We start from the raw sequence: 23,478 nt of genomic DNA on the forward strand, positions 1-23,478 counted from the left end.
AGTGTTTAGGGCTGCTTGCTGGTATTCTTCTTGAGAGAAATCTTGGTCGGGGTTCAGTTCCTTCCACGCGTCATATTCCAGTTTCATTTGTTCGGCATAAAAATTATCCGCATTAAACAAATCATCGATGCTTACTTCCGTCTTCGGAACCTCGAAAGACTGCGAGGCACCATAACCGCCATAGACAAACTGAGTTTCCGTTGCCCCAATCCGGTTTTTGGTGGTGTAGTTGGAAATCGTTAAGTCCCGCATTGCTTCCACAAACGCATCCATATCTTCATAGAATGGCTGATCAATCGTGCGGTCGACAATGTCTCCCACCTTGCCAGCGAAGCGGTGCAGCACTTCGAAGTCCTCATACAGTCCTTGGTATTTGCCTTTTTGACTACTATGATGAAACGAGATCACACCGTCACTATCATATTTCGCGATATCGTCTTCAGCATCCTCCAAGTTCTCGCTTAAATCTTTTAGATTATCAATCATGCCCTTGCCCCAACGGCCAAGTCCAATGAGATCCCCAATCCCATCCTTCATCTTTTCCCAGTCAGATGGGATATATTTTACATCCATCCGTTCATACCCCCAGTTTTGCCATGATTTGTTCAGCAATTGCTTCATCCGCTTGGATCATTGTATTTAGGATATCGATAACCAATGTTGCAGCACGGGAATAATTGTCATGTAAATCCATTACCTTCTGATTCGCTTCGGCATAAACTTCCATCGCTTTTTTCGCCTTGCCCTCTTCGTAATAGCCGAGGTTTCCCAACTTTTCAATATTGGGAGCAGCATTTGTCTCTAATTCTGTCAGAATGCCTTGTAATAACTTATAAATCGTCGTTATTTCATCTGGATTAATGTTAACGAGCAGCCCTGAGCCGCCTCCATCACCCACTGCCTTATACATATGACTTCTCCTCCTTATAAGGGAAATCCAGCTCATCAAATAGAACCTTCAAGAACCAATATTGACTGGCATGATAATATTTCTTATTCACAGTATCAACCATGATTAACTTTTCGTCTTTCGTAAAAATCAGCCATTGCTGATAGTAGTTGGAGTTAAATCGATTTTTAGGTTCTGCCTTAAGATGAAAGAATTCTAGATTCATTAACATATGCTCCGGCTCAAAAGCCTCTGTCTCGTGTCTTTCCTGGTTCGATAATTCTACCTTTAAGAAGGTCTTTTCTTTTTCATCTGGTTCCCTATTAATAACAGGAAAGTGCTCATTTAACATTTTTAACATAATTGCCTTCGAGGTAACTCGAAGCTGATAATGTCCTGGTTCTGCCATTTCCACTAGGACAATCAGCTCGTCGCTTTCCTTATCCCTAAAAGCAAACATTAAATTATTGACATGGACATACTTCTCACTTTGATGGTAAAATTCAACCGTTTGGATTATGATGGCTCCATTTTTAGTAATTTTACCGTCCGCTGTAATGATGCCCTTTTCGATTAGACGTTCATGCGCTTCTTTAAAGACCGTTTCACCCTTCAATTGGAATATTTCTTTTTCCGGCAAGCCAAAAAGGACATTGCCGCCAAAGGCAGCGGCCAACAAATATAATTCAGGGGCAGTAAATACATCGGTAAGTGACTTCATCCTAAATCCCTCACTTCTTTTACCGAGCCATCCTGAAGAAAGTCGTCCATGTAGTTCTCAAGGTTATTTAAGGCTTTTGTCTGTTTGGCAACGGCTGACTTCATGTCATGATGATATTTTTGAATGATTTCCAGATAGGTTAAAAAAGCGTCTCTTGCTTTGCCGCTCCACTCTGCCGAATGAACATACGCAATCAGCTGTTCACATTGGTCATATGTTTTCTCAATGGAATGTTCCAATGACTTGGCTGCTGCTTTGGCTTGATTCACCTTATCGCCATCAATTCTAACGCTCCCCACTGATCAACCGCTCCAATCTCTCTTTTAGCTCTTTTGCTTCCTGTTCTCTTCTAGCTCTTTCTGCCTCTGCCTCTTTAATGGCTAAATTTTTATAATGAATATATCGTTCATAAGCTTTATCTTTTGCAGCAACAAGTGAGTGCCGCTTCTCTTGGTCTAAATGGAAATACTGCTTTAATTTGTCATTTAATTGTTCACGGCTCACTTCAAAATCATTGGATGGTATTTTTGAGTTTGATAGATTGGGAACAGTGCCTATATAGGAACCGTATGCCGAATTAGCCTCAGAGACCTTTTTATCATGCTCAGTGATTGCACTATTGAGCTTTTCATATAGTTCATGATAATCATCACGTTTCTTCTCGGTAGCCGTTTTAAACCAATCAAACACTTGTCTTCACTTCCTCTCTGTTTTCGTAAGGAGCTGCAATTTTGATTCTTTCTGCTCTGCCGTGCTTAATATAATAAGCTTCGTATGGTTGTAAATTCTGTTCTTTATACGGACGATTTAATACTTCTAAGACATTCTGGTCGCTGATCCGTCCCACTAGGACGCCTGCCTTTTGTTTCTTAACAACAGTGGCAATGTCGTCATATTGTCTTTCAATTGCCCCGTGTACAGCGCCAATCACGAAATATATTCCAACTCTAGCACCTGATTCGATTAATTTAGTGACCGTTGTTTGAGATGTAAACGATAGTGACTCGGTCATGAAGGCAACATCCGTAATGAGTACCACCATTGGCCGTAGTTCTTTCAAAAAGTCTTTCATGGTCACACGGTTAGCTGTTGCCTGTTGTACTTGACGGAAGGTATCTTCCCTCGTTTCCAATAATTGCTGCAAACGTTCGATGAAATCGTCCATTTCCAGAGCTGTTTCCGCATAAATATTGACGGTATCTTTAAATCCTCTAAATCTCGATGATGCATTATCGATAAGACCCACATCGAGTTGTTCATTCATTGCAATACTAGAGACAAGCGTCAAATAGGTCTGCTCGACTAATTCCATCCGGTCGCTTAAAATCAATGTGTTTTGGTCCTCCACAACACTCAACTCCACTGGCTCTACTTTTTCGAAATCAACAGCAAACGGGATGGCTCCATTGCTGATCATTGCTTTGGTTTCTGGCTTTTTCATGAAATCAATAAATTCTACTGTTTCCGGAACCATCGGAATCGGTAGCGGTCGAACGCCCTTCCAGTCATGGCTCATTTCTTTACATTCTTCTTGGATGTTCTTAATGACCGTAAGCGTATCTTGGCCTCTTACAGGAAGCGCGGTTTGGAAGGAGGTTGGCTGTTCGATTTTGATTAATCCTCGTCCAGGCAGCTCCTCAATGGTTAAGTCTGTTCTTCCCACAATATTTCGCGCTTCCGTCCCGTCAATCATATACAAGGCTACTTGATGCTTCATGTTTGAAAGTAACGGTGCCCTCAGTGCACTTTGACGTCCGGCGCTAATCACGAGGTGAATTCCGACGCTAACACCATCTCTGGCAATCTGTGCCGTTACTTTTTCAAATTCTTCGCGGTAGACCACATCGGTGATCGAATCAAATGTATCAATGAATAACACAATGGACGGCACTTCCTTGCCACTTGCCTGTTCGTACATTTGAATCGTGGCCACACCGTAATGGCTCAATTTTTGTTTACGTTCTTTTAGTTCTGTTTGCAGACGGCGCAGGAGCTTTCCAAGCTTAATTTCTTCATCTCCCATAATAGTGTCTGCTGCATGAGGCAACTCGCGAAGCGGCAGCAAACCATTGGTTCCAAGGTCAATGAAATACATATGAACCCTTTCTGGACTGTGTCGTCTGGCAATGTCCATAGCAATTGTTTGTAAGAGGGTCGACTTTCCATAGCCAGGGCTCGAAAAGACGGCGATATGGCCATCCTTGCTCAAATTCAATGTCAAAGGCTTTTGCTCTTGCATTTCCGGTATATCTAAGAAGCCAAATGTCACTTCCAAAGGTTTCTTCCATTCATGCCATGCCGTTTGATAGTCGACACCAGCCAAGTCAGGAAGGTAAATCCGTTCCTCTAAAGGCGGCAACCATGGTCGAGGAAGTTCAACAATTCCTTTATCTTTTGCAAATACATCAATATAATTGACAACTGCATCCAGTTCGGTTGGTACTTTAGAAATGTCCTTTCGGCTCGATAAACCGCTTAGGTCTTTTGACAAAACCTCATACTGACCGAGGTCGTTAATGGCATAAATGGTTGTATCCATAAAGTCCTGTTCATTTTTATCAGGGACATAATCCGCCCCGCTCCAAGCACTTTGGAATAATTCATAAATTTCATTGTTCCCTACCTGTAAGTACGCTCTTCCTGGCAAGGTAATTTCTGCCGCATCCGGAGTTTTTAAAATTTCAGTCGAATCACTGGCATTCTGTACTTTTAGCGCTAGCTTAAACTTCGAGTTGGACCAGATTTGATCATCGACCACGCCGCTTGGCTTCTGGGTGGCCAAGATTAAATGGATCCCTAATGAACGGCCAATACGAGCGGTAGAAACAAGTTCTTTCATAAAATCAGGCTGCTCCGACTTTAGTTCCGCAAATTCATCTGAGATTAAGAATAAATGCGGCATGGGCTCACTGGCTTCTCCAAGCTTATAAAGCCTTTGATATTGATTGATATGGTTAACGTCATGTTCAGCAAAAAGACGCTGCCGTTTTTGCAGCTCCGCCTTAATGGATGCAAGCGCACGCATCGACTGAGCCCCGTCCAGATTGGTGATCGTACCTAGCAAATGTGGTAGTTGCTTAAATAAATTCGCCATCCCGCCGCCTTTATAGTCAATCAGCAAAAAGGCCACTTCATGCGGATGGAAATTAACCGCAAGCGAAATAATATAAGACTGAATAATTTCTGATTTACCAGAACCTGTCGTCCCTGCAACCAATCCATGCGGACCGTGTGCCTTTTCATGCAGGTTTAAGTAGACGATATCTTCTTTTCCGCGCAGCCCGAGCGGCACCGCGAGACTTTTATAGGTTTCATTTTTGGTCCAGCGCTCTTGAATACGGAGGTCTTCCACCTTCTCAACGCCATACATTTCAAGGAAGGTAACACTTTCAGGAATCGAATTTCTAAGATTTTGCAAATGATTGAGCGGGGACAATGCCCTTGCAATATCCTCTTTGTTAAAATCCTCGCGGAGATGATCTGGTATAAACCTCCGGTTGACCAGTTCCCCTTCTTCGAGGAGGATATTTCCGGTTTGTGCATCTCGTATATCCACCACTGTCTTTACCTGCTCCGGAAGCGACTGCATGACATCCTGAACGAACACAAGCGAGACACCTAGTTCGCTTGGATCCTCATTAAAGTACTCCATAACAGAATGATCCAATATCATCTTTTCATCGGTGATCAGAACAACAAAATGTGGAGTGAAATATATTCTTTCACTTTTGTTTGTTTTTTCATCGATTGTTTGTTTCCGTTCTTTTAAAATTTGATAGAGAGAATTTAACACTTGATCACGAGAGCGCTCATGGTACACAAAGCCGCGGACATTGATATCACGCAAGCTTGCATGTGGAAGCCAGCGCATCCATTCCCATTTAGATTTCTCTTCTTCTGGAAATATCGTGACAAATTGGAGATCATGATAACTATGGAACAAAGCCGTTTGAATGACGAGCTGCTGTAGTTGTTCCAGCACTAGATGTCGCTGGCCAATGTAACCAACTGGCCCCTTCATTAGGGAGGTGACAACCGGCACCTTATCTAATGTAAGGTATTGCAGCCTTAGGTTCTTTGCCGCCTCTACTAGTTCATCCTTTTCAAGGGTAAACTCCTCCATATTAAACTCAATGTCAAAACTAGTATCCACTCGCCCCAACCCTGCACGGTATGTAAGGAAGTCATGATGGAACATCGTCTTTTCATAAATACGCGAATGGACGGTTCTGGCCATTTCCCGAATTTCATCGGCATCAGGGTAATGGTAATGTAAGGCGTGCCGCTGTTCTTCACTTGCTTTATATAATTCATGGGTTTTCTGTTTTAGATAATCCTGATAGCTTTGATCCCGCTCTTTAAGCGCCATGCGATATTGCTTCAAGCTTTTTAAATAGGAGGTGACCGAAAAGATTACCGTCGTGACCGTCATCGCCAGCATCGCAAGGATATAAAAGCCGTTGGATTGGAAAATGGAGAGAACCACCATTGCCGCAATCATGACAATCGGCGGTACAATGACCCGCGCTAGTTGTTCACTCGGCCTTACCGGTTTATTGGACGGTTTAGCAATTTTCAGCTTATCTTCCGGCTCCCGATAAATAATCCTTGGCGAGCGGTGAAAATCGGGATAGTCGCTGTCAAATCCTTGTTGAACCCCAAACAGTTGAATAAGCTTTGTGTCTTTTATTCTTTTATTTCCAAGTACACGTATATCATTCCGGCCTATTTTTACAATCAGCCCATCAATAAACAGTTCATCTCCAGGTTCCAGCCGAACATCGCCATCAGTAAGTACGAAGTTGTGATAAACCTGGCCTTTATAGACTTCTAGATTAAAAGCATCCTCCTTCTGTCTACGGATTAGTGCTAAATTGGCATCCGTGTTTGCTAGGATGACATCATCGTAATCATTCATTCCTAACGTAACACTGGAATGCTTCATCATATCGTATACAGACCATTGATTAGCATCTATCAAATAGGTGTGAATGGAGACATCATCAGGCTTCATTTCCAGACGTTCATTCACCCTTAGCAGCTTATCCCTGACCTTACATCCTTCACCATCCCATTCAATCTCAAAGGATTGGGTTAAATTGCTAAATGTAATCGTGTTGGACCAATCACTCCCAACCGTCATCCGTTTGGGTTCATTTATTGTCAAATGGCATTTGTGCAATTGATTTCTAAACGTTAGCAGCAATAATCGTTGTGCCATCTTTCTCTTCCTCTCTACACACGAATCGCATCGCTCTACTTTTTATTCTCAGATGCTTTTTTCGTTTCACTACTTTCAGGACTAGTCTTTTCCTCTTTTGCTCCTGGAGATGGATTCGTTTTTTCTTGATTGTCAGTTTTCACATTGTCTTGTGTATCTTCCGCATGATTGGTTTCCTGAACCGCTGCTGGCTCGGTATTTTCCTCGTTCAACGACAAATCTAGCCCGTACTTTTCAGCATAGGTCTGATATTGTTCTTGATAGTGTGAAACCTTCTTTTCCCGTTCACTGCCACTAAGATTCGGATCATTTTTGGCCTTTTCTATTTGCTTAATCAGGCCATACATAATTAACTGCGGGTCATCGATATATTTGGCAAGATCAATGGTACGGCCAAAGTCACCGCGGCCATTATAGATCCAATACAATAAGTAATTAGGATCGCTTTTTATGCTGATATTTTTTAAAATTGCCTTTTTTTGTCTATCAGCTAGAGGCTCTGATTCAATATAGGAATAGGCAAGAACATATTTGCTTGTGTCTGGCAGCTTTTCTGGCGTTTGACCGTCTAAATCATTAATGACGCCGCCGTAATCCATTGCTAAAAAATGGCGGTGTGCTTCTAATAAATGTCCTTGAAAAGGAATCTTTACAAAACCTAAATACACTAGCGGCACGGCCAATAAGACCGATAGAGCAATCATGGTAAAGGCTAGTCGTTTAAACAGGCGAAATTGTTTTTTCGGGACAATTTGAAGATTTTTTTCTGCTGCTTTTTTCTCTTCTATGTACTTTTCATGTAAAAACTGAATTAATGAGTCAACATCCTCCATCTCACTCACTTGACGTTCAAACTCGGTATCCTTTGCCTGTTTTAGCGAACCAGCATATAGCTCATCAAAACTATATTTTTTCGAGAACATGGCGATTATCAGACATTTGTATTGGAGAATGAATTTCTTTTCATCAAAAAGATACGGGGGGATTAAATCCCGGATACCTCGATACACTAAGGATGGACTTAGATTATCATCAACAATCAGGTTATCCGGATGCAGGAAGAAAGTCATACGTGTAGATAGACAGTTCTTGAAACCAGCTAGGTTGCATAATAAGCGCAGTTTATCTTTTCTGTCCAGTTTACGTATATCCTCCCAGGTTTTGGATTGGGGATTCACGGAATAAGTAAAGATAAAATAGTCATCTTCCTCTTCCACCATAGCGGGTACAAACATTCTCGAGTCGTCATTGATCAGGGCCATTTGACGAATGTCTTTAACGCGTGTTTGTGACTTTGGCAGTTGAAGCTGCCATTTATCCGTATTTATGAGGAAATGGAGATGAAGAGACTCCATTTCAATCTTTTTTTCATTCATGGTATTTAGACTCCTTTAAGCTATAAAACTAGCAGTATATCGCCATTTGTAACCGGGTAATCTGCAAGGCGGTCATCGTCTGCAAGCAGCAGCTCCTTTTCGGCAACCTTAAGTGCAAAGATGGCCGGCTTTTCAATATCCAAATTCAGTGCTTCATTTAAATTGACAAGCAGTTGTTTAATAGGTTGGTGCAAAGGGATACGAACATCATATCTCCCTTTGCCCCACTTACTAAAATCAACTGTTACGTTGATATGTGTTTCTTTGGCCATCGTCTTCTCCCTCTATTCAAGCATTCTCCTCATCATGACATAGATGCCGCCACAGCTGGCCAGAACAAATCCGATAAGAACAGGCAGCCCTTTATTTTCTCCATCATTCTGTTCTTCGTTGGACATGTTCGTGTATTGAACTGTATAATTTCTTGCAAAAAGAGCGTTTTTCGTGTCATTTAAGGTGGTATTCACGCTGCTTGGTTCAACAAGAAGCTTTTGTTCCATGTCCTTGGTTTGTTGATTTAATTCAGATTGTTTGGTCTGAATGACCGCCCGAGTTTGTTCCTCGAACAAATCGGGCGCCATTTTCTCTAATTCTGTTTCTTTATTAAACTGTTGATCTAGTTTCTCTCGATTCGCTGCATCCTGGCCAATACGGTCCGTTTTTAATTGCATTTTCCCGTTATCATCAGTGGTAGATTCCGCCCATGCCGAGGTGGATAGAAATAGGCAGAAACCTAGAAAAACAATGAGTGTACTAAAGGTTTTCACTAACTCCTTCATGCGTAACCTCCTCACTCCCTAAAAAGCGGTGTACAACAAATAAATGGCCTATAACACTTGTCACACATAGAGCTATTAAAACGATGATTGTCAGCTGATCATTGGTCGTCGTACCGCTGCCAAAGTTCGTTAACCATGTCTCAATATATTGCAATGGCGAGTAATCCTTTAATTTCGCAGCAAAAGAGGCTTGATCGAACTGAAGGCCGATGGCTTTGGTTAAAAACAAGTACAAACTTAAAATCACCAAGAGGATGAACATGCCCGCCATCTTCAATTGACGCAGCAGGTAGGCAGCGACAAGAACAATTGCTGTCATAACCAGGGTAATCATTCCGACCCAAGTCATGAATTTCTCATCACTAATCTTTAGTAGATTGGCAGACAATAGCCCAATGATTAGTCCTTCTACCAGCCCCAAGCTGACTGTAAGCATGGTAATCGCCGTATTCTGCCCCAATAAGGAACGCTCCTCTACAAAAGAATCCTGACTATGCCTTTTTCTTTCATTATTAGCTAGAACATATGCTGAAAATAAAGCAACAATGAAACAAATCAAAACAATGAAGTACGGGGTAAAGGTATCGCCATTTGCCATAATGACTCCGGCACTTTGGGTTTGTACAGGATTGGATAAGAAGTTTATGAGATTCTCATTTGGCCGCTCTCCAACCCTGCTGTTCGCAAGGACCCCGGCGAAATTGTTCGCAAAGGTTTGATCCTGAATGGCTTTCTTCGTTAAATTATCGGAAAGATCCCCTGCCTGCTTCACTAAAGTAGTCCCGCTTGCCTGAATATCCTTTGCCAGATTATCAATATCATCAAAGGTTTGATACACATGATCTGCCGCATTTAGATTATTCTTGGATTGATCCGCTAGCGACTGACTTTCGGAAAGTAGAGATTTAAACTGGGTATCCAGTGAAAGCGATGCCGTCTGTTCATTCAAACTATTTTCGATCATTTTGGTTTGGGTATCCTGCAGCTTCAAGCTTAGCTCACGCCACGCATAAACGTCCTCTAAGGTCTTCGACAGATTTTCATTCTGAAGCTCAGCCTGTTCCATCGTATTATTTATCATTTTTGCCATTTCCGTAGAATCGTCGTTTGCCTTATTCACGAGCTGCAGGTAATCATCCATCTTTGCTTTTAATTCTTCCGTTTGCTGGCGTACTTCCTCTGTAATCTGCTCTGCCACATAATTAGCTAAAATATCGACAATATCTTGCTTATTAAATAAATAATACAGAGAATCTTTTGAAGCCATATCAGTCAAACTAGTTTGATTCAACTGATCCATTAGGTCGGGACGATTTAACTGATCAAGCCCGATGCCAAAGTAAAGGTCAAACAGTGATAGCAGCTTTTGATAATCACTAACTGTATCGCTAGCGGCATTCACTAATACACTGGTTGAATCCGTAACTAACGGTGACATAACTTGATGAATAATAAGATTATTGAAAATCAGTGGAATCGGATCTTCATCCTTTGGATCCTCAGGAGCGGGCTCACTTGGACTTTCACTAGTTGGGGTCTCCGTACTACTGTTGTCCCCGCTGCTAGTAGTAGTTTCCGTGCTCTGACCGCCTTCAGTTGACTGTGTTGATGGATCCGTTCCGCTCTCAGCTTGTGTGGCAGCTGCTTCACCATTATCAGCTGGATTCTGTTCCGCTGCCGGTGCAGGTTCAGGAGCTTTTGGATCTTCCGGCGTGTCAGGAACATAGGCATCCGTGATATCCGTTTGATCTAGCTTCCACTTCCAAGTGATGGGCTGGAAAACATCAATGTTTTGTCCCGATTCCTTTAATTTAACTTTTAAACGGACAGTGAAATTTCCTTCCTCTGTTTGCGGAAGGTTAATCTTCTTATTACCAATATACGAACTGGTGTAATCCATTTCTTCACTGTTTGGCAATGTTAATAATACTTGGGCGACAGAGAAATTTTCCGGAATAGATAAGTTGAACTCCTGCCCCTTCTTTTTATTTGCCGGTAATTTTACAGAATCCGATATAGTTACGCCATCCGTGATCAAACCTTTTTTAAGGTATTCAACTTGGTCTACCAAAGGAATACTGTCTGAGTCATGTTTTGGCGTATAGTTAAACTCACGGTTGTATTTGTTTGTTAATGCGATGATATTTTTAAGCTGGGTTATTGTTTGGTCTTTCAACGTCAGTCCGGTTATATCCCCGACGTTTAAAGAAGGTAGCTTATCGATCTGCTTTTGAATCGTTTGACGTGCATTTTCATCCGGCTTTGCGAAAAAGTGGGTTAAGTATACACTCTGTTCCTTGCCGGAAGAATTCTTAATCTCATTTATAAGTTTTTGACGTGTCATCTCCTGCATGTCGGATGCTAATTGGTCTGCTATTTCCGTATCTGCATTTTCCACTTTTTCCTTTGTAGACTCTAGGTAGTTTTGGAGTGCCGCAGATTGCGTCAAGATATTGACCGTCTGGTCTTCTTTTGTATGGAATTGTTCATTAATCGCCTTGTTTGCCGCAATTAAGTGATCTAACTGCTGCTGTACATTGCTGTCATTCATCTGACTGTTAAATTGGCTAAGGTCTTTTGTAAAGTTCTGCGAAATTTGTCCGTTAGCAGATTGCAGCTTCGTAAAGTCTGTAATGCTGGATTGATACAAATTCCCATTTTGGACACCCTGGCCAAGACCACCCTCAAATTCTTTTAAAATATCCTGCAAACCTTTGAAACTATCCCTTGATTGTTGAGTATCATTCTGAACCTGACTGAATTGGGTTGTATAGCCCGCTAACGGTCGATGGATGGAATCATTATAAATATTGGTATATAATTGCTCTTTTTTCACCAGTAAGGCAATATTGTCTTGGGCATCATGCAAGTTGCCGATCACACTGGCAAAATAAACATCGATAATCCGGCGGTTAAATTCGCCTAGGATTGAGCTTGCTGTTTTTTCTGCTTTCGCTTTTAAATTACTGTTATCGGATGCATTAATTTTATAATTGAGTAAGACCTGATCAGGTGATTTTGAATCAATGGATAATGCTTTTTGCGTAAAGTCATTCGGGATGACAATCATCATATTGTACACATTCCGCTTTACGCCACTTTCTGCCACGCCGCGGCTGACAACATACCAGTCATGCTGGTCATCTTTTTCGATATTCTTAATAAATTCGTTGCCGAATTCATAGTTCTTACCGTTGAATTTTGCCCCTTGGTCTTCATTGACCAAAGCGACACTCATCTTCTGCTCATCTTTGTTATTTTTACTTTTTGATGCTTGATCTAACGCCAGGTAAGAGCTCCCTGACATAAGAACAAGCACAAAAATCAGGAATAACAAGACACTCCGCTCAACCTTTTTCATTCCATCAACCCCTGAAATTTGCTATATGTATATAAATGAATCATTGCTTTACGTAGATCGGGTAAACAATGAACAAAGCCACACAACGATTGTCGCGTGGCCTTTAACTAGATGGCTCAAGGTCTAATATTTATATATTTATCTATTAGATAAATATATTATTGCAAACCAAAGTTTTGTGATAATTGCTCATCATGTTGAGCCACAGCATCTGCAGTTTTGTTCAATTGTGTGTTAATATCTTGCATTAATTGAGCAAAGTTTTGCACTTTTGGCTTTAACTGATTAAATTGATCGTCGAATCTTTGGAACGCACGGCCTTCCCACTCACCGCGAAGTTCATTTTGAAGATTAGTAAGTTCTCTTAGAATTTGCTCAATTTGCTGTGCACTTTGGCCATAACGAGTCGCTTTTGATTTTAGCTCCTCTGGGGTCATACGAATTTGTCCAGCCATTATTTCTCCATCTCCTCTACCTTTTGATTGCCTAAAGATAATAGACATATTTTTTTATCATAAAAATCATGATAAACATATTCAGAATATATCTGTGGTTTATGTACTTCTCTTCTCTATTACTTTGGAAGTAATTCCCTTATATCTATATATCACAGGATAGATAATCGGACAAATTAGCGATGTAATCATTTGGAAATAATGGTAGGACTTTGTTTCTAGTTTTACTTTGAAACTAGGATTTTTTCAAAGCAAACACAAGAAAAACAGTTCGTTTTAACTATGACAATAGGTTTAATAAATAGGGTTAATTAGAGGTAATATTACAAATTTTAGGAGCTATTTACTGTTTTTTACATAATGTTGTCGGAGGGCCGATTCTTTTGGTTACAAAAAAAAGAGACTGGGACATAACTAGTTTCAATTAGTAAAGCGATGCTCGTTTAGGCATCGCTTGTTTATAAATATTTATTTTCAAACCCTACTCACTCCATTTAAATTGGGTAGTGAATCAAGAGTGCTGATCTAGTAGGTTCACTTTATATCATGAATTTCTCTTAAAAGAAACATCCATTCTTTTCACTTCTTTTTTGATAAGATAAATATTTTTTCATTATAGAGTTCCCCTTGTTACTTGCTCGATTAATACTGACATGTTTTTTTCTACCCGTTTTGCATGGTGTCCCAATTGTGTAATCGCCTTTGATTGATTTTCGGATAACTGATAGGCAATATCTTGGAATTCCATTTTCATACTATTAAGAATACTTAATGCAGCTTTATTATAAAGGATTACTGCCTCATACTGAGTGCCATTAAATATGGCTAATTCTATGTAGGGCTTAAAGGCTTGTATGATCTGTGGGAATTTATCCCGCAATCGATTCACCAGTTTTTTTAAATGATCCATTGTATCAATGGCTGATTGCAAATAGGAATCAATATGGGATATGTATGCCCTTAGCTTGTTATCAAATGATACAAAAGGAATCCTAATCATATTAACGTCTAATTTGATAACCTTTATTATTATTTGTGCTTCATACAATAAATCGAGTACCTGACCTGCTGCTGTTTCAATATGTAATAATATTGGGTCAAGATTAGCATTTGTACTTGAAGCAAAGCGGTTATAATTCTGTTCCAATTGACGCCGGCGAATTTCCATCCCTGATTTCAAGTAGTTAGATGGCTTACAGTCTGCATGGATTGTAGGAGTTACTTCCATTGCTGCAGCATTTGGAATGGTTCCTGACCTATTCTTAATGGCATTACCAACGGCTGTATCTACCATGTCCATTTTCAACCTGACATCTCTAGTATGGGTTTGAAAATTCGTTACATCATCCATTACGATTTTATTATTGGCTTCTATTACTAGATAGTGGGCCTTTAATTCATCTACCACTCCATCTAAAAAGCCATTATCCACACCTCTGACCAAAAGGGGGATTGAGTGGGATCTAATGTACATTAAATATTCTTCCATATCTAAAAAGGCTGCAGTCAAGTTGCCCAAGCAAGACGGAATTTCCAAAATAGGATTTAATAAGCGGCTAAGGTTGCTTTCTATCACCGTAAAGGCTTTGTCCACGATAGGAGCCTGTAAGAGAGCCCTGATTTTTTCAATCACTAAGGCTTCGACCGGATGAACTTTTTTATAAATAGAACTCTGTGCTCTGTCAGCTTCAATCATGTCCAGCATTAGTTTCGTTACACCATTCTGCTTTAGCAATTGATCAAAATCAAATTGAAGCGTGGTTTTTCGGTCATCTAAATGTCTTCCCTCTGTTTCTACTGTATCTATTGATTTTCTTAAATAACTAAAAGACTCTTTACATGGGGCTAAAACCCTGGTATCCATAGCGGTAACGAGTTGGTCCATACTGTTCTTATCAATCTTAATTTTCTGGCCAGTACCAATAGATGACCATTTCAATCCTTTTCCTGTCCAAACACTGGTTGGAATGGCGTAATCGGCTAAGAATTTTATTTGCCCATAGGATTTTGTTCCTTTTTCACCAATTGTTACTTTATCGACGATGGTTCCAGTTTTTTCATCTGTGACATATCCTGTATGATTGCTGGCGAAATATTTAAGCCAGCTTATACCAAAATCTAGTTTTATATTTTTACCAGGCAGACGATTTCCGTAACCACCGGCGGTTTCCCCTAGCGTTAGGGGATCATAGAGTCCGCAATAATTGGTAATATTAACAGTTTTATTTTTCGAATACCCGCTTTCCTTTAACACGCCCTCCGGCACCAAAGCTGGATCCAGAGTTACCGATGGTACGCCAGTGAGAAGAGATACATAGTTTGCTAAGCCGCCGCCCAACGAGTTTCCTGCTACATGGTCAACAGGATACCTTGTTTTCACATCATCATAGTAATCTTTAGCTGCTTTATACTGTTCCGGGGTACTGTTTGTTAATACTAAATTTGCATCAGTAAGTACATCTTGGTTCTTCTCCTCCGGCTGGGTGCCTTCGTAGATGATGGAGATTTCGCCAGAAACTTGATCCTGTACAACCATGGCATCCAGTCCAGATGGGGAATTATCGTAGTTAGTTTCTTGAACAATATATAAATTTCCGTTTATATCAATTTGACTATTTTTTTTAGGATGTCCATAAACACTGTAACCACCCAATCGTACTAAATCTGGATCAGATGTATGTTGAATTTTTACATTTACACTGCTCATTTAATCATCTCACTTTTTTGGTTCAATAATAATATCATCTACTCCTGGTGTCGTTCCTACAAATTTTTTTTCGGTTCCAGTTCGTTTTAAAATGTCATTGCTTTGAACAAAAATTCCATAAGTCCCTGGAGGAAGCCCCTGTTTTTGTTTGAAAAGTTCAATTATTTCATTAGCTACTTTTTGATCTGGTAAGCTATGTTTCTTTTTCATATAAAATGTTAAAGATATTAGCATATCATTTTTTTTAAAAGTTTTTTCTTCTATTAGGTTGCGATAATCTTGGTTTGAACTATTGGTTTTTTTGACAAATGCATCATAGGCGTTAGGATAAATTAATTGAGACGTGCTTGTATAATAGTATTGTGTTGTGTAACCCGAATCCATCGTATTATTCACAGCCTCTATCCTCATTCCTATTACTGGATATTTCTCTGCAATTTGTTCACAAAATTCATCTAAATTTTGGAATTCCTTCTCATATGCCATTACATAAAGGCCTGATGTAATCGCTCCTTCAACTTTCCCTTCATAAGCCCCAACATCACCAACTTTATTATTCTGCAGGTCAACTCCTACAATAACAGATGTATGGAATTTAGGATTTTGCTTTGATTCCACGAAGGCGACAACAGCATTTTTTGCTCCAACCAAACTGTGAACCGTCACGTTCAGCCCGTATTTTTCCATAAAAAAATGATGTACTTTATCAATAATTTTCTGACGGTGCTTTTTGGCAAATTCGCCTGTTTTTTCGCCATAATTGAAGGAGTACCCTTGGCCGATATAGTCCTGTACCGGCATATACCCATCTTCAGCATTTTTTTTATCAACCGTTTCATTACTCATAAAGCTACATCCTCCTAATAAGAGAGTCATGCTAATTAGAATGACCCAATATATTTCCCTCTTTTGCCGCATGTTTCCACATCCTAATATGTATTACTTGCTAGTATTATGGTAATTCTTTTACAGTTCAAACTAAATACAACAAAAGTACTGAATGGCACATATTACTTAATTACTACTTATTAATATTAATAAAAGTCTTATAAAAAATTTGCCTGTTTCACGACTCGAGGATTGCTGGATTTATCAAATATTAGATGATCAGTAGTTTTTGAAATTCTTACATTTGTATCAGCCATCAATATCTCACCTTTTGGTTTTACCATAATATCGTTTTTCCAGTTATCGTACCCTTGTGACTTTTTGCGGTCGCCATACGTTTTAATACTTCGTTACTTTGTATAAATATCCCATACTTTCCTGGCGGTAATCCTGTTGTTTGGTTAAACTCGAGTATAATATCATCTGCCATTTTTTGATCAGGGTATTCGATAAAAGGCTTTAGTAGTTGATGATAGTACTTAATATTCCTTTCTGTCATATTGCAAACTTTAAAAGCATAAAAAAACCACCTCTCAGATTATTTTCTGAGAAGTGGTAGTTGTCTTACCAATTAATTGTGAGCAACACTACTTCTGTAAAAGAAGTGTTTTACTGAATAATTCAAGGCTTTCTACGGACTTATTTAAAGTAGTTTAAAACCTTATTACATCCTGCCGCCCGTAAGCTGCGAGTGTGTAATATCTTTAACTTGGTGTGAAAAAAGTGCGATATATCAATGTTTTGCTAATTTTTTACTGTAACATCCTTAACGGAAATTTACTGTTTTTCATTTGATCACGTTAGCAAAATGTTAGCAACACTTTTATCTTTCCTGTAATAAGTATCATAAAAAATTATTAATCTACCATCTCATTGATAGACAGCATAAATGGAACTTTTACTTGCTCACCATTAAAATCATAGACAAAAATATGCTGAATGTTTTCTTTTCCCTCTACTTTTATAGACTCCATTTTATAGAAAGGCTTAAGTTCTGAAAACCTCATTTTAAATTCCTTCGCGATGTTCCGTGGCACTTTGACTAACCCTTCTTTTCCATTTACAATCATTTCAAATGATTCCTTATCAGCATCATACTTCCCAATCTCTACTCTTGAAATATAAGGACGATAGTAATAATTTAAAATTTCATTTATGTCTGATTCGGATTGACAATTTAATAAATAGTACAGTTCATTCATCTCTTTTTCAAGTTCGCTTAATTTATGGATATTTGATTCGATGACCTCTTCTGTCTCCTCTAGACTAATATTAACTTCATTTTTCACTTTTTCTTCTAAAATTGCGAGTTGTTCCTTAACGTGCGCGTTGTCCATGTATGATAACTTCAATTCATCCGCTTTTGAATTCTTACGATTTTCATACTCTGATGATGTTTCAAATTCATCTTTTTCTCCTAATTCAATTTCGGCTGCCTCAAGTAAAATTTTATCTAACTTAGCGTTTTTTGCTTCTTCTAACCTTTCACCAAGTGAGTTTTGTAGCATCGTTTGTTTTTCTCTAGCTTTTTCTAAATCATTTTCAAGCTTTAGTTTCTCTGTCAACCGTTCATTGTAATCGCCGCTATAGTCTTTTGGATTCCTTGAGTACTTTAAAAAATCGTTGTAATTTTTCCTTAGTAAATTTTCTAAATGAGCTTCTATTTCATGTTGTAATTCCTCAACCTCCCTTTCCATTTTAGATTCTGCACTTGAGGTTGCCTCAGCTATTTCAAAGCTCATTAGGGTTCTGCCATTAAGCGAGTCTAAACCTTTTAACGCTAATTTCCCTATTTTGTTCTTTTTCGTTTTACTTTTAAATTTTTCCATCAATGCGATGGTATGCTGGTCGAGAAGCATAAAAGCTTCTCTCCAAAAATGATCCTCATAATCAATAGCCACTAAGTTTAAAGACGTGTGTCCGATTGCATTTCGACCATTTACATCAAACGTGTCAGCTAATAGTTCTACACCGTCCAAATCTTTTTGGATAATAAAATGCATTAACGGTGTCATTCCCCAGTTATCTTTGACATATTTTAAATTCGGATTCTCTCTAAACAAGCTATAATCCTTACAGCTAACAGCGTTTTGAATGATTTCAGAGACACCTTTTTTCGTCTTATCAAGTTTCTGTTCTAATTTTCCAGCTAATGCTAGATCCATTTCTTTAATCGAGTTTATTTTTTGTTCCGCTTTTTCAAATTCGTAAAGCCCTGTTTTTACCCTTACATCATACTCATCATAGTTACCATTCGGGTTTACTTTATTTAACTCTTCTAAAATCCTTAATACTTCACGGTATAACTCACGATCTAATTGTTCTACCACTTGTGCTTCAAGAGATGCAATGTATTCTTGTTTTAATACTTCAACTCTTTCAATCTCTTGATCTAACTGCTCAGCGGATTTTACCTCTAATTTTTTTTGTTCGTTGGCAATCTCCATCGCTATGTCATATTGATTCTGTGCAATAAGATCGTTCTTTTGTTCTTCTAACAAATTATATTCATGTTGAGCTTTCCTTGTATCAATCGTTTGCTTTAACTCGGAAATTTCATTCTCTTCCCATTGCTGTAACTGCTCTAGACGAACAAAATAATTATAAGCATCATCAAAGTTCAATTGTTCCATTCTAATAGAGCAGCCAAAATGGTATAGTGTCGCACAAAACTTTTCGTTATTATTCGTTACAGTATTCTCAAGTATTAAGAATTGCTCAACAGCCTCATCATAAAGATCATTGTTTATTTTCTGCCCCGTATCCTTTAATTGAGCTTCAACATAATCTTCATATTTATCTCTTAAATAAGAATCCTCACTTATTAAAGTTTCTTTTAAACTTTTAAAGAACTTTGTAAAATCACTCGATCTTATATCAATTTTAAGATCATTGATTTCAAGTACTTTTTCCTCTTCACTTATAGCGGCTAAAACAAGCTCTTCAAATGCCACTACATTAGGTGAACCAAAAGCATGCTTCAAACCAATAAAATAATCACTTAACACAATTCCATCTTTTCCTGAATTAAAAACGGTTGTATCGTATAACGCTAGTATTCTACTTTTATCTATTCCATAAATGCTCATCACATTTGATAACTTTTTTTCAGGGATATTGCTCATATGTAATTTTGATCCATCGAATGTCGATTCAGTTAATGATAAAACCTTTCCAATAACATTTGAAGGAATCGTATAATAATTTTTGTCATTCGTGATTACTTCCAAATTCCCGGAGGTTTTACTTGTCTCCTTAGTTCCAAAAAGCTTCTTAAACATTTGGATTCACCTCTTTTATATTTCCACTTAACAGGTATTTCATTTATTGTAACTTTATTACCCCAAGAAAAAAGCATCTAAATCAGCGTCATTTTTTAATATCTTTTGCTCGTCCACACCTAACTCAACTGCTAAATCTACTGAAGCAGCAGCTAAAACAGCTGAATTGGCATGAATATCAAATGCTGCATCAATTAGAGAAGTATATTTTGCATATGTTTTGTTAATTTTAGATATTATATCTTGATAAGTCTTTTCTACCTTCACCAAAATAGATTCCGTGTAGGCATCTAGCATTTCCTTTAACTCTTGTTCTCTCACACCAAGTTTGTCCTTTGCAAATCCCCAAACGAAATTTGCTGTAACTGTACCAATAACAGACCCTAATATTGGAATAGGTATTAGCATTTGTCCTATCGCTCCACCTGTAGCTGCAATTCCTGCTTCAATACAAAGGATTTGACCTTGTGTGACAAATTCATCCATAGAGATTTGGTCCTTATTTAAATCCGCAAGTAAAGATGATAACCCCATGGTTGCACTTGTAACAGCACCTGCAAACGGAGCTGACAGAGAGGTTAAATTAGTTAAAGCGTATATACTCCCAGCAGTAACACCGCCTTTGGCACCTGCACCGACAGAACTTATACCAATTTCCTTCCAATCATCTTTATCAAAATCCTGAATTTTTTTCCCGTTTTTCACCTTACTATAAATTACTGTAATTGTATTTAACGAAGCTGCAATGGCTGCTGCTGTACCAGCAACTTTAACTCCTTCACCAATTGAAGGTCCTTTTTTAGCCTCGATAGATTTTGTTTTTTCCCTTGCATCTTTTTGAATTTCATCTTGAATTTTTTGATTCTCGTCAACAATTTGGTCTTGTTGTTTTGATACCGTTTCCCCAACTGCACCTAATTGAGCTTCACTATAATTTGAAACGGACGGTTTTACTATTTCTTGAAAACTTCTACCTGTCTGACGCTCTATTTCTTCTACCTTTTGGAGAATGGCACGAATCGATTTATCGTTTAAATTACTAGGAGCTTGTCCTAATCTAATAGCTTCAATAATACTATATTGATCCTTTGGTATTGAGTAATTCATAGAACTATCTTGATACTTACCATAATGATCAAGTATATGTTTAAGTGTGTTATTTGAACCATTAATAAATTTGGATTGATACTTAATACCATCTAATATGAAGTCTTCTGGTGCCGTACGAGCCACTCCATCAAAGGTAGCAACTTCCCTTTGACCTTTTAAGGCTGCCCAAGCATTCCGAATATTAACTTCTAGATGTTCTGCTACTTCGCCATGTTTCGTTTGTTCAGAACCCAGTATATTCTTTGGTTCTGAGAGAAACTGACGCATTTTCATCATATGTTTTAATGCAGTTTCAAAATTTATATTTTGCTGTTGCTGATTCTGCAATTTTTCTTTAACGATTTGATCTAACTGTTTAGCGATGGATTGACTTTTCCATTGGTTAAACCCATCCACTCCAGCTGCAGTAATTTGGTCCTTCCAAACATTTGTGGACATCTTACTTGCCAACTTCCTTCATAAATAACGCTGATAAGCTTTCTGTGTTATTGATTATGGCTCTTATTAAATTACGTTCATCCTGTGAAAAAGCTGTGAAAGACTTTACATTCTTCGCTTTACTAATAAATGCAATCAAACTTTGTTCTAAGTTCGTAGCCAATGTTTGTGTAGTAGATTTTAAGTTGGTAATCTCTGTAGATGTAGCATCAAGTACTTTCATTGCCTTTACAATTTCAACTCGTTCCTTATCTGCTTTGATAGCAGCTTCCTTATTCTTTTTACTTGCAAAAAAACCACCTGCCGCTAAACTAGCTGCACCAATTCCCCAACCAATAGGACCTGCTAATGCTAGTAAGGCACTTCCCCCGGCCATTCCGCTACCACCTGCTGTTAAAGCCCCACCACCTAACCAAGCTAAAGCTGCATTAGTAGCTGCTGCTCCTGTTAAACCTGAAATAGCAGCTCCTGTTGATGCAGTTCCGAAAGTCGTAGCTATCGCCATTGCTGCTGTTGGAGCAAGTGCGGCTGTAGCTACTCCTGCCGCAACACCTGCTGCTGTACCTCCACCTGCTAACTTAATCATTTCTTTCTCATCATATGAGATTTCGCTGAGTGCCTTAAAGCTAGCAAGATTTATATGGACTTCTTCGAAGGTTTTGTCAAACTCTTTTGGAGTATTAGCCAAAGTATTTATATAATCTTCAACCTTTTGAATTACATCTTCTGCATAAGTTCTTACATTATGCAATTTAATAGCATTATTTTGTAAGTCTTTAGAGGACCCCTCATATTTATACAAAGCATTTTGTAGTTTTCTTACCGCTTCTTTTTTTAATGAGCTATTTAGCATTGATAATATCTCCTTTTTTATATATACAGGTCAACATATTGTGTATTTTTCTGCAAAATTTATTATTAAGCATACTTAATCCTTATAAGCATAATTTCTCTATCAGTATTAACAGTTTTCACTTCCACCGCCCCAAATTGCTTGACCACCGTATCAGCAGTTTAAGCATAAGTCTCTTCATCTACTAACTGCAAAGGACCCGGTTCCTCGTTATGGTGCCAAGTAAATATTTCCAGTGTTTGACCGCTTGCAACACCTTGAACATCATCATGTGAGAAACCAAGATCATCGGCAAGGTTTGGATTCTCTGTTAGGGCTTGATACAATGTATCATTAGCTATTTTAAAATGAACATCATCACCTTCTAAAGATAAGTCTTCTGCAATCATGACATTGAAGTTTTCATCAAATACAGGGGATGTACCTTCAACAACTTGTCCATTGGGTGAATCAACTGTTTATTCAACAAAAGGTACTCCTGTTTCAGGATGTTCATGCCCGGTTAAATGATCATTTCTAGTTTCGATTTCTCCTGCTTCTACGATATCTGTCCCATCTACCAAATCTACTAAACAAATAGCAAGACCTGACACAGCTACTACTTTACCAAGATTCATCAATCCTTTTATGCTTGTTTTTTATCTCCACTTGTAAATCCTTTATAGGTACTTCCAGCATTATTTACTGTGTACTTTAAGGCCGAGCCAATTCCCTTTACTGTTTTACCTGTGGAATCCTTTAAATCTCACCAGTACCTTTCCACTTGTTACCTACAGCTTTTCCAGTTACTTTTAACAGTACCACCGATAAGTCCTCACCCGACAGTTCCAATTCCCTTTCCAATAGTGCGAAATACTCTCATAACCTATTCCTCCATTATTTACGGACAATTCCATTCGTTTATAAAAGATTCACTTATTAATAAAATAAAGCTATCCCAAACGTTATTGGGATAGCCAATTAGTCATATACTACTGTTATTGGCAACCCGACTATCATTATCCAACAGGATTTTAGACTCGTAGCTTTGCGTCCTTACCTTTCGATAAGTTTGCCTTTATCAGATTTTTTAAGTCTATGTTCACATTACTATTCTACTATATCCCAACAATAAATTATGTCGATTTTTGTCGGCTATTGTTTTCATCAAACTATTTTAAACAAAAGAAGTTCCCATAAGTTTGGTATACTTATGAGAACTTCTTTTGAGTTTTCTTTATTAGCATGAATGTTAGCGTGTTAGCGTGTTAGTTTGTTTATACAATTTTATTATAAAGATCAAATAACAATTTGGGTAATTCCGGATTTTTTGAGAGTTTTCCAAAATTGAAATATTCTTGGACATACTGTAAATCTTCTTTTTCGCAAGCTAATACAAAACATAAATAAAAAATGGAAA

At 38.4% G+C, this 23,478-nt stretch carries 17 protein-coding genes, 2 pseudogenes and 1 riboswitch; all 19 genes and pseudogenes read right to left on the reverse strand.

Going from position 1 to position 23,478, the window contains the following annotated elements:
* Positions 1-573, reverse strand: a pseudogene (locus V7083_RS05055) (hypothetical protein); the annotation flags it as partial.
* 4 nt (positions 574-577) lie between these two features.
* Positions 578-910 (reverse strand): hypothetical protein, encoded by a 333-nt coding sequence (locus tag V7083_RS05060; RefSeq protein ID WP_335476038.1) that lies wholly within the window; start codon positions 908-910, stop codon positions 578-580.
* Positions 903-1,610 (reverse strand): DUF5081 family protein, encoded by a 708-nt coding sequence (locus V7083_RS05065; protein WP_335476040.1) that lies wholly within the window; start codon positions 1,608-1,610, stop codon positions 903-905. Before V7083_RS05065 ends, V7083_RS05060 begins: the two co-directional genes overlap by 8 nt.
* Positions 1,607-1,909, reverse strand: a complete 303-nt coding sequence (locus V7083_RS05070) for a WXG100 family type VII secretion target (protein ID WP_335476042.1) — start codon at positions 1,907-1,909, stop codon at positions 1,607-1,609. Before V7083_RS05070 ends, V7083_RS05065 begins: the two co-directional genes overlap by 4 nt.
* Positions 1,896-2,300, reverse strand: a complete 405-nt coding sequence (locus V7083_RS05075) for a chorismate synthase (protein ID WP_335476044.1) — start codon at positions 2,298-2,300, stop codon at positions 1,896-1,898. Before V7083_RS05075 ends, V7083_RS05070 begins: the two co-directional genes overlap by 14 nt.
* Positions 2,293-6,831, reverse strand: a complete 4,539-nt coding sequence (gene essC / locus V7083_RS05080; RefSeq protein ID WP_335476046.1) for a type VII secretion protein EssC — start codon at positions 6,829-6,831, stop codon at positions 2,293-2,295. The genes V7083_RS05075 and essC overlap by 8 nt, the downstream gene beginning before the upstream one ends.
* A 35-nt stretch (positions 6,832-6,866) precedes the next feature.
* A complete protein-coding gene (essB, locus tag V7083_RS05085; protein WP_335476048.1) occupies positions 6,867-8,207 on the reverse strand; it encodes a type VII secretion protein EssB in 1,341 nt (446 codons plus the stop codon).
* A 20-nt stretch (positions 8,208-8,227) separates the two neighbouring features.
* Positions 8,228-8,479, reverse strand: a complete 252-nt coding sequence (locus V7083_RS05090; protein WP_335476050.1) for an EsaB/YukD family protein — start codon at positions 8,477-8,479, stop codon at positions 8,228-8,230.
* 12 nt (positions 8,480-8,491) lie between these two features.
* Entirely contained in the window at positions 8,492-8,986 is a 495-nt protein-coding gene (gene essA, locus V7083_RS05095; protein WP_335476052.1) for a type VII secretion protein EssA, read from the reverse strand.
* Positions 8,961-12,347 carry a type VII secretion protein EsaA gene (gene esaA / locus V7083_RS05100; RefSeq protein WP_335476054.1) on the reverse strand — a complete coding sequence of 1,129 codons (3,387 nt, stop codon included), beginning with the start codon at positions 12,345-12,347 and terminating at the stop codon, positions 8,961-8,963. Before esaA ends, essA begins: the two co-directional genes overlap by 26 nt.
* Positions 12,348-12,505: 158 nt before the next feature.
* Complete coding sequence (locus V7083_RS05105) at positions 12,506-12,802, reverse strand: WXG100 family type VII secretion target (RefSeq protein WP_335476056.1); 297 nt, start codon at positions 12,800-12,802, stop codon at positions 12,506-12,508.
* A 613-nt stretch (positions 12,803-13,415) separates the two neighbouring features.
* Positions 13,416-15,509, reverse strand: a complete 2,094-nt coding sequence (locus V7083_RS05110; protein ID WP_335476058.1) for an SA1320 family protein — start codon at positions 15,507-15,509, stop codon at positions 13,416-13,418.
* A gap of 9 nt (positions 15,510-15,518) precedes the next feature.
* Positions 15,519-16,355, reverse strand: coding sequence for a DUF1672 family protein (locus V7083_RS05115; RefSeq protein WP_335476060.1), 837 nt, complete (start codon positions 16,353-16,355; stop codon positions 15,519-15,521).
* Between the two features lie 319 nt (positions 16,356-16,674).
* Complete coding sequence (locus tag V7083_RS05120) at positions 16,675-16,896, reverse strand: hypothetical protein (protein WP_335476062.1); 222 nt, start codon at positions 16,894-16,896, stop codon at positions 16,675-16,677.
* Positions 16,897-17,254: 358 nt separating this feature from the next.
* Positions 17,255-19,627: a hypothetical protein gene (locus V7083_RS05125; RefSeq protein ID WP_335476064.1), complete on the reverse strand. Its 2,373-nt coding sequence runs from the start codon at positions 19,625-19,627 to the stop codon at positions 17,255-17,257.
* 108 nt (positions 19,628-19,735) lie between these two features.
* On the reverse strand, positions 19,736-21,226 hold the full coding sequence (locus tag V7083_RS05130; RefSeq protein WP_335476066.1) for a hypothetical protein: 1,491 nt from the start codon (positions 21,224-21,226) through the stop codon (positions 19,736-19,738).
* Between the two features lies 1 nt (position 21,227).
* On the reverse strand, positions 21,228-22,079 hold the full coding sequence (locus V7083_RS05135; protein WP_335476068.1) for a hypothetical protein: 852 nt from the start codon (positions 22,077-22,079) through the stop codon (positions 21,228-21,230).
* A 161-nt stretch (positions 22,080-22,240) separates the two neighbouring features.
* Positions 22,241-22,498, reverse strand: a pseudogene (locus V7083_RS05140) (HNH endonuclease); the annotation flags it as partial.
* A 39-nt stretch (positions 22,499-22,537) separates the two neighbouring features.
* Entirely contained in the window at positions 22,538-22,696 is a 159-nt protein-coding gene (locus tag V7083_RS05145; RefSeq protein ID WP_335476070.1) for a hypothetical protein, read from the reverse strand.
* A gap of 362 nt (positions 22,697-23,058) precedes the next feature.
* A riboswitch (cyclic di-GMP riboswitch) is annotated at positions 23,059-23,145 on the reverse strand.
* Positions 23,146-23,478 lie beyond the last annotated feature (333 nt).

The sequence above is a fragment of the Bacillus sp. JJ1764 genome (assembly GCF_036962145.1).
Classification (GTDB): domain Bacteria; phylum Bacillota; class Bacilli; order Bacillales; family Cytobacillaceae; genus Neobacillus.

Bases quoted from the DNA above. Each gene is read 5' to 3' on its own strand.
- V7083_RS05060 (WP_335476038.1), bottom strand. From the start codon at position 910: ATGTATAAGGCAGTGGGTGATGGAGGCGGCTCAGGGCTGCTCGTTAAC.
- V7083_RS05065 (WP_335476040.1), bottom strand. From the start codon at position 1,610: ATGAAGTCACTTACCGATGTATTTACTGCCCCTGAATTATATTTGTTG.
- essC (WP_335476046.1), bottom strand. From the start codon at position 6,831: ATGGCACAACGATTATTGCTGCTAACGTTTAGAAATCAATTGCACAAA.
- essB (WP_335476048.1), bottom strand. From the start codon at position 8,207: ATGAATGAAAAAAAGATTGAAATGGAGTCTCTTCATCTCCATTTCCTC.
- V7083_RS05090 (WP_335476050.1), bottom strand. From the start codon at position 8,479: ATGGCCAAAGAAACACATATCAACGTAACAGTTGATTTTAGTAAGTGG.
- essA (WP_335476052.1), bottom strand. From the start codon at position 8,986: ATGAAGGAGTTAGTGAAAACCTTTAGTACACTCATTGTTTTTCTAGGT.
- esaA (WP_335476054.1), bottom strand. From the start codon at position 12,347: ATGAAAAAGGTTGAGCGGAGTGTCTTGTTATTCCTGATTTTTGTGCTT.
- V7083_RS05105 (WP_335476056.1), bottom strand. From the start codon at position 12,802: ATGGCTGGACAAATTCGTATGACCCCAGAGGAGCTAAAATCAAAAGCG.
- V7083_RS05110 (WP_335476058.1), bottom strand. From the start codon at position 15,509: ATGAGCAGTGTAAATGTAAAAATTCAACATACATCTGATCCAGATTTA.
- V7083_RS05115 (WP_335476060.1), bottom strand. From the start codon at position 16,355: ATGAGTAATGAAACGGTTGATAAAAAAAATGCTGAAGATGGGTATATG.
- V7083_RS05120 (WP_335476062.1), bottom strand. From the start codon at position 16,896: ATGACAGAAAGGAATATTAAGTACTATCATCAACTACTAAAGCCTTTT.
- V7083_RS05130 (WP_335476066.1), bottom strand. From the start codon at position 21,226: ATGTCCACAAATGTTTGGAAGGACCAAATTACTGCAGCTGGAGTGGAT.
- V7083_RS05135 (WP_335476068.1), bottom strand. From the start codon at position 22,079: ATGCTAAATAGCTCATTAAAAAAAGAAGCGGTAAGAAAACTACAAAAT.
- V7083_RS05145 (WP_335476070.1), bottom strand. From the start codon at position 22,696: ATGAATCTTGGTAAAGTAGTAGCTGTGTCAGGTCTTGCTATTTGTTTA.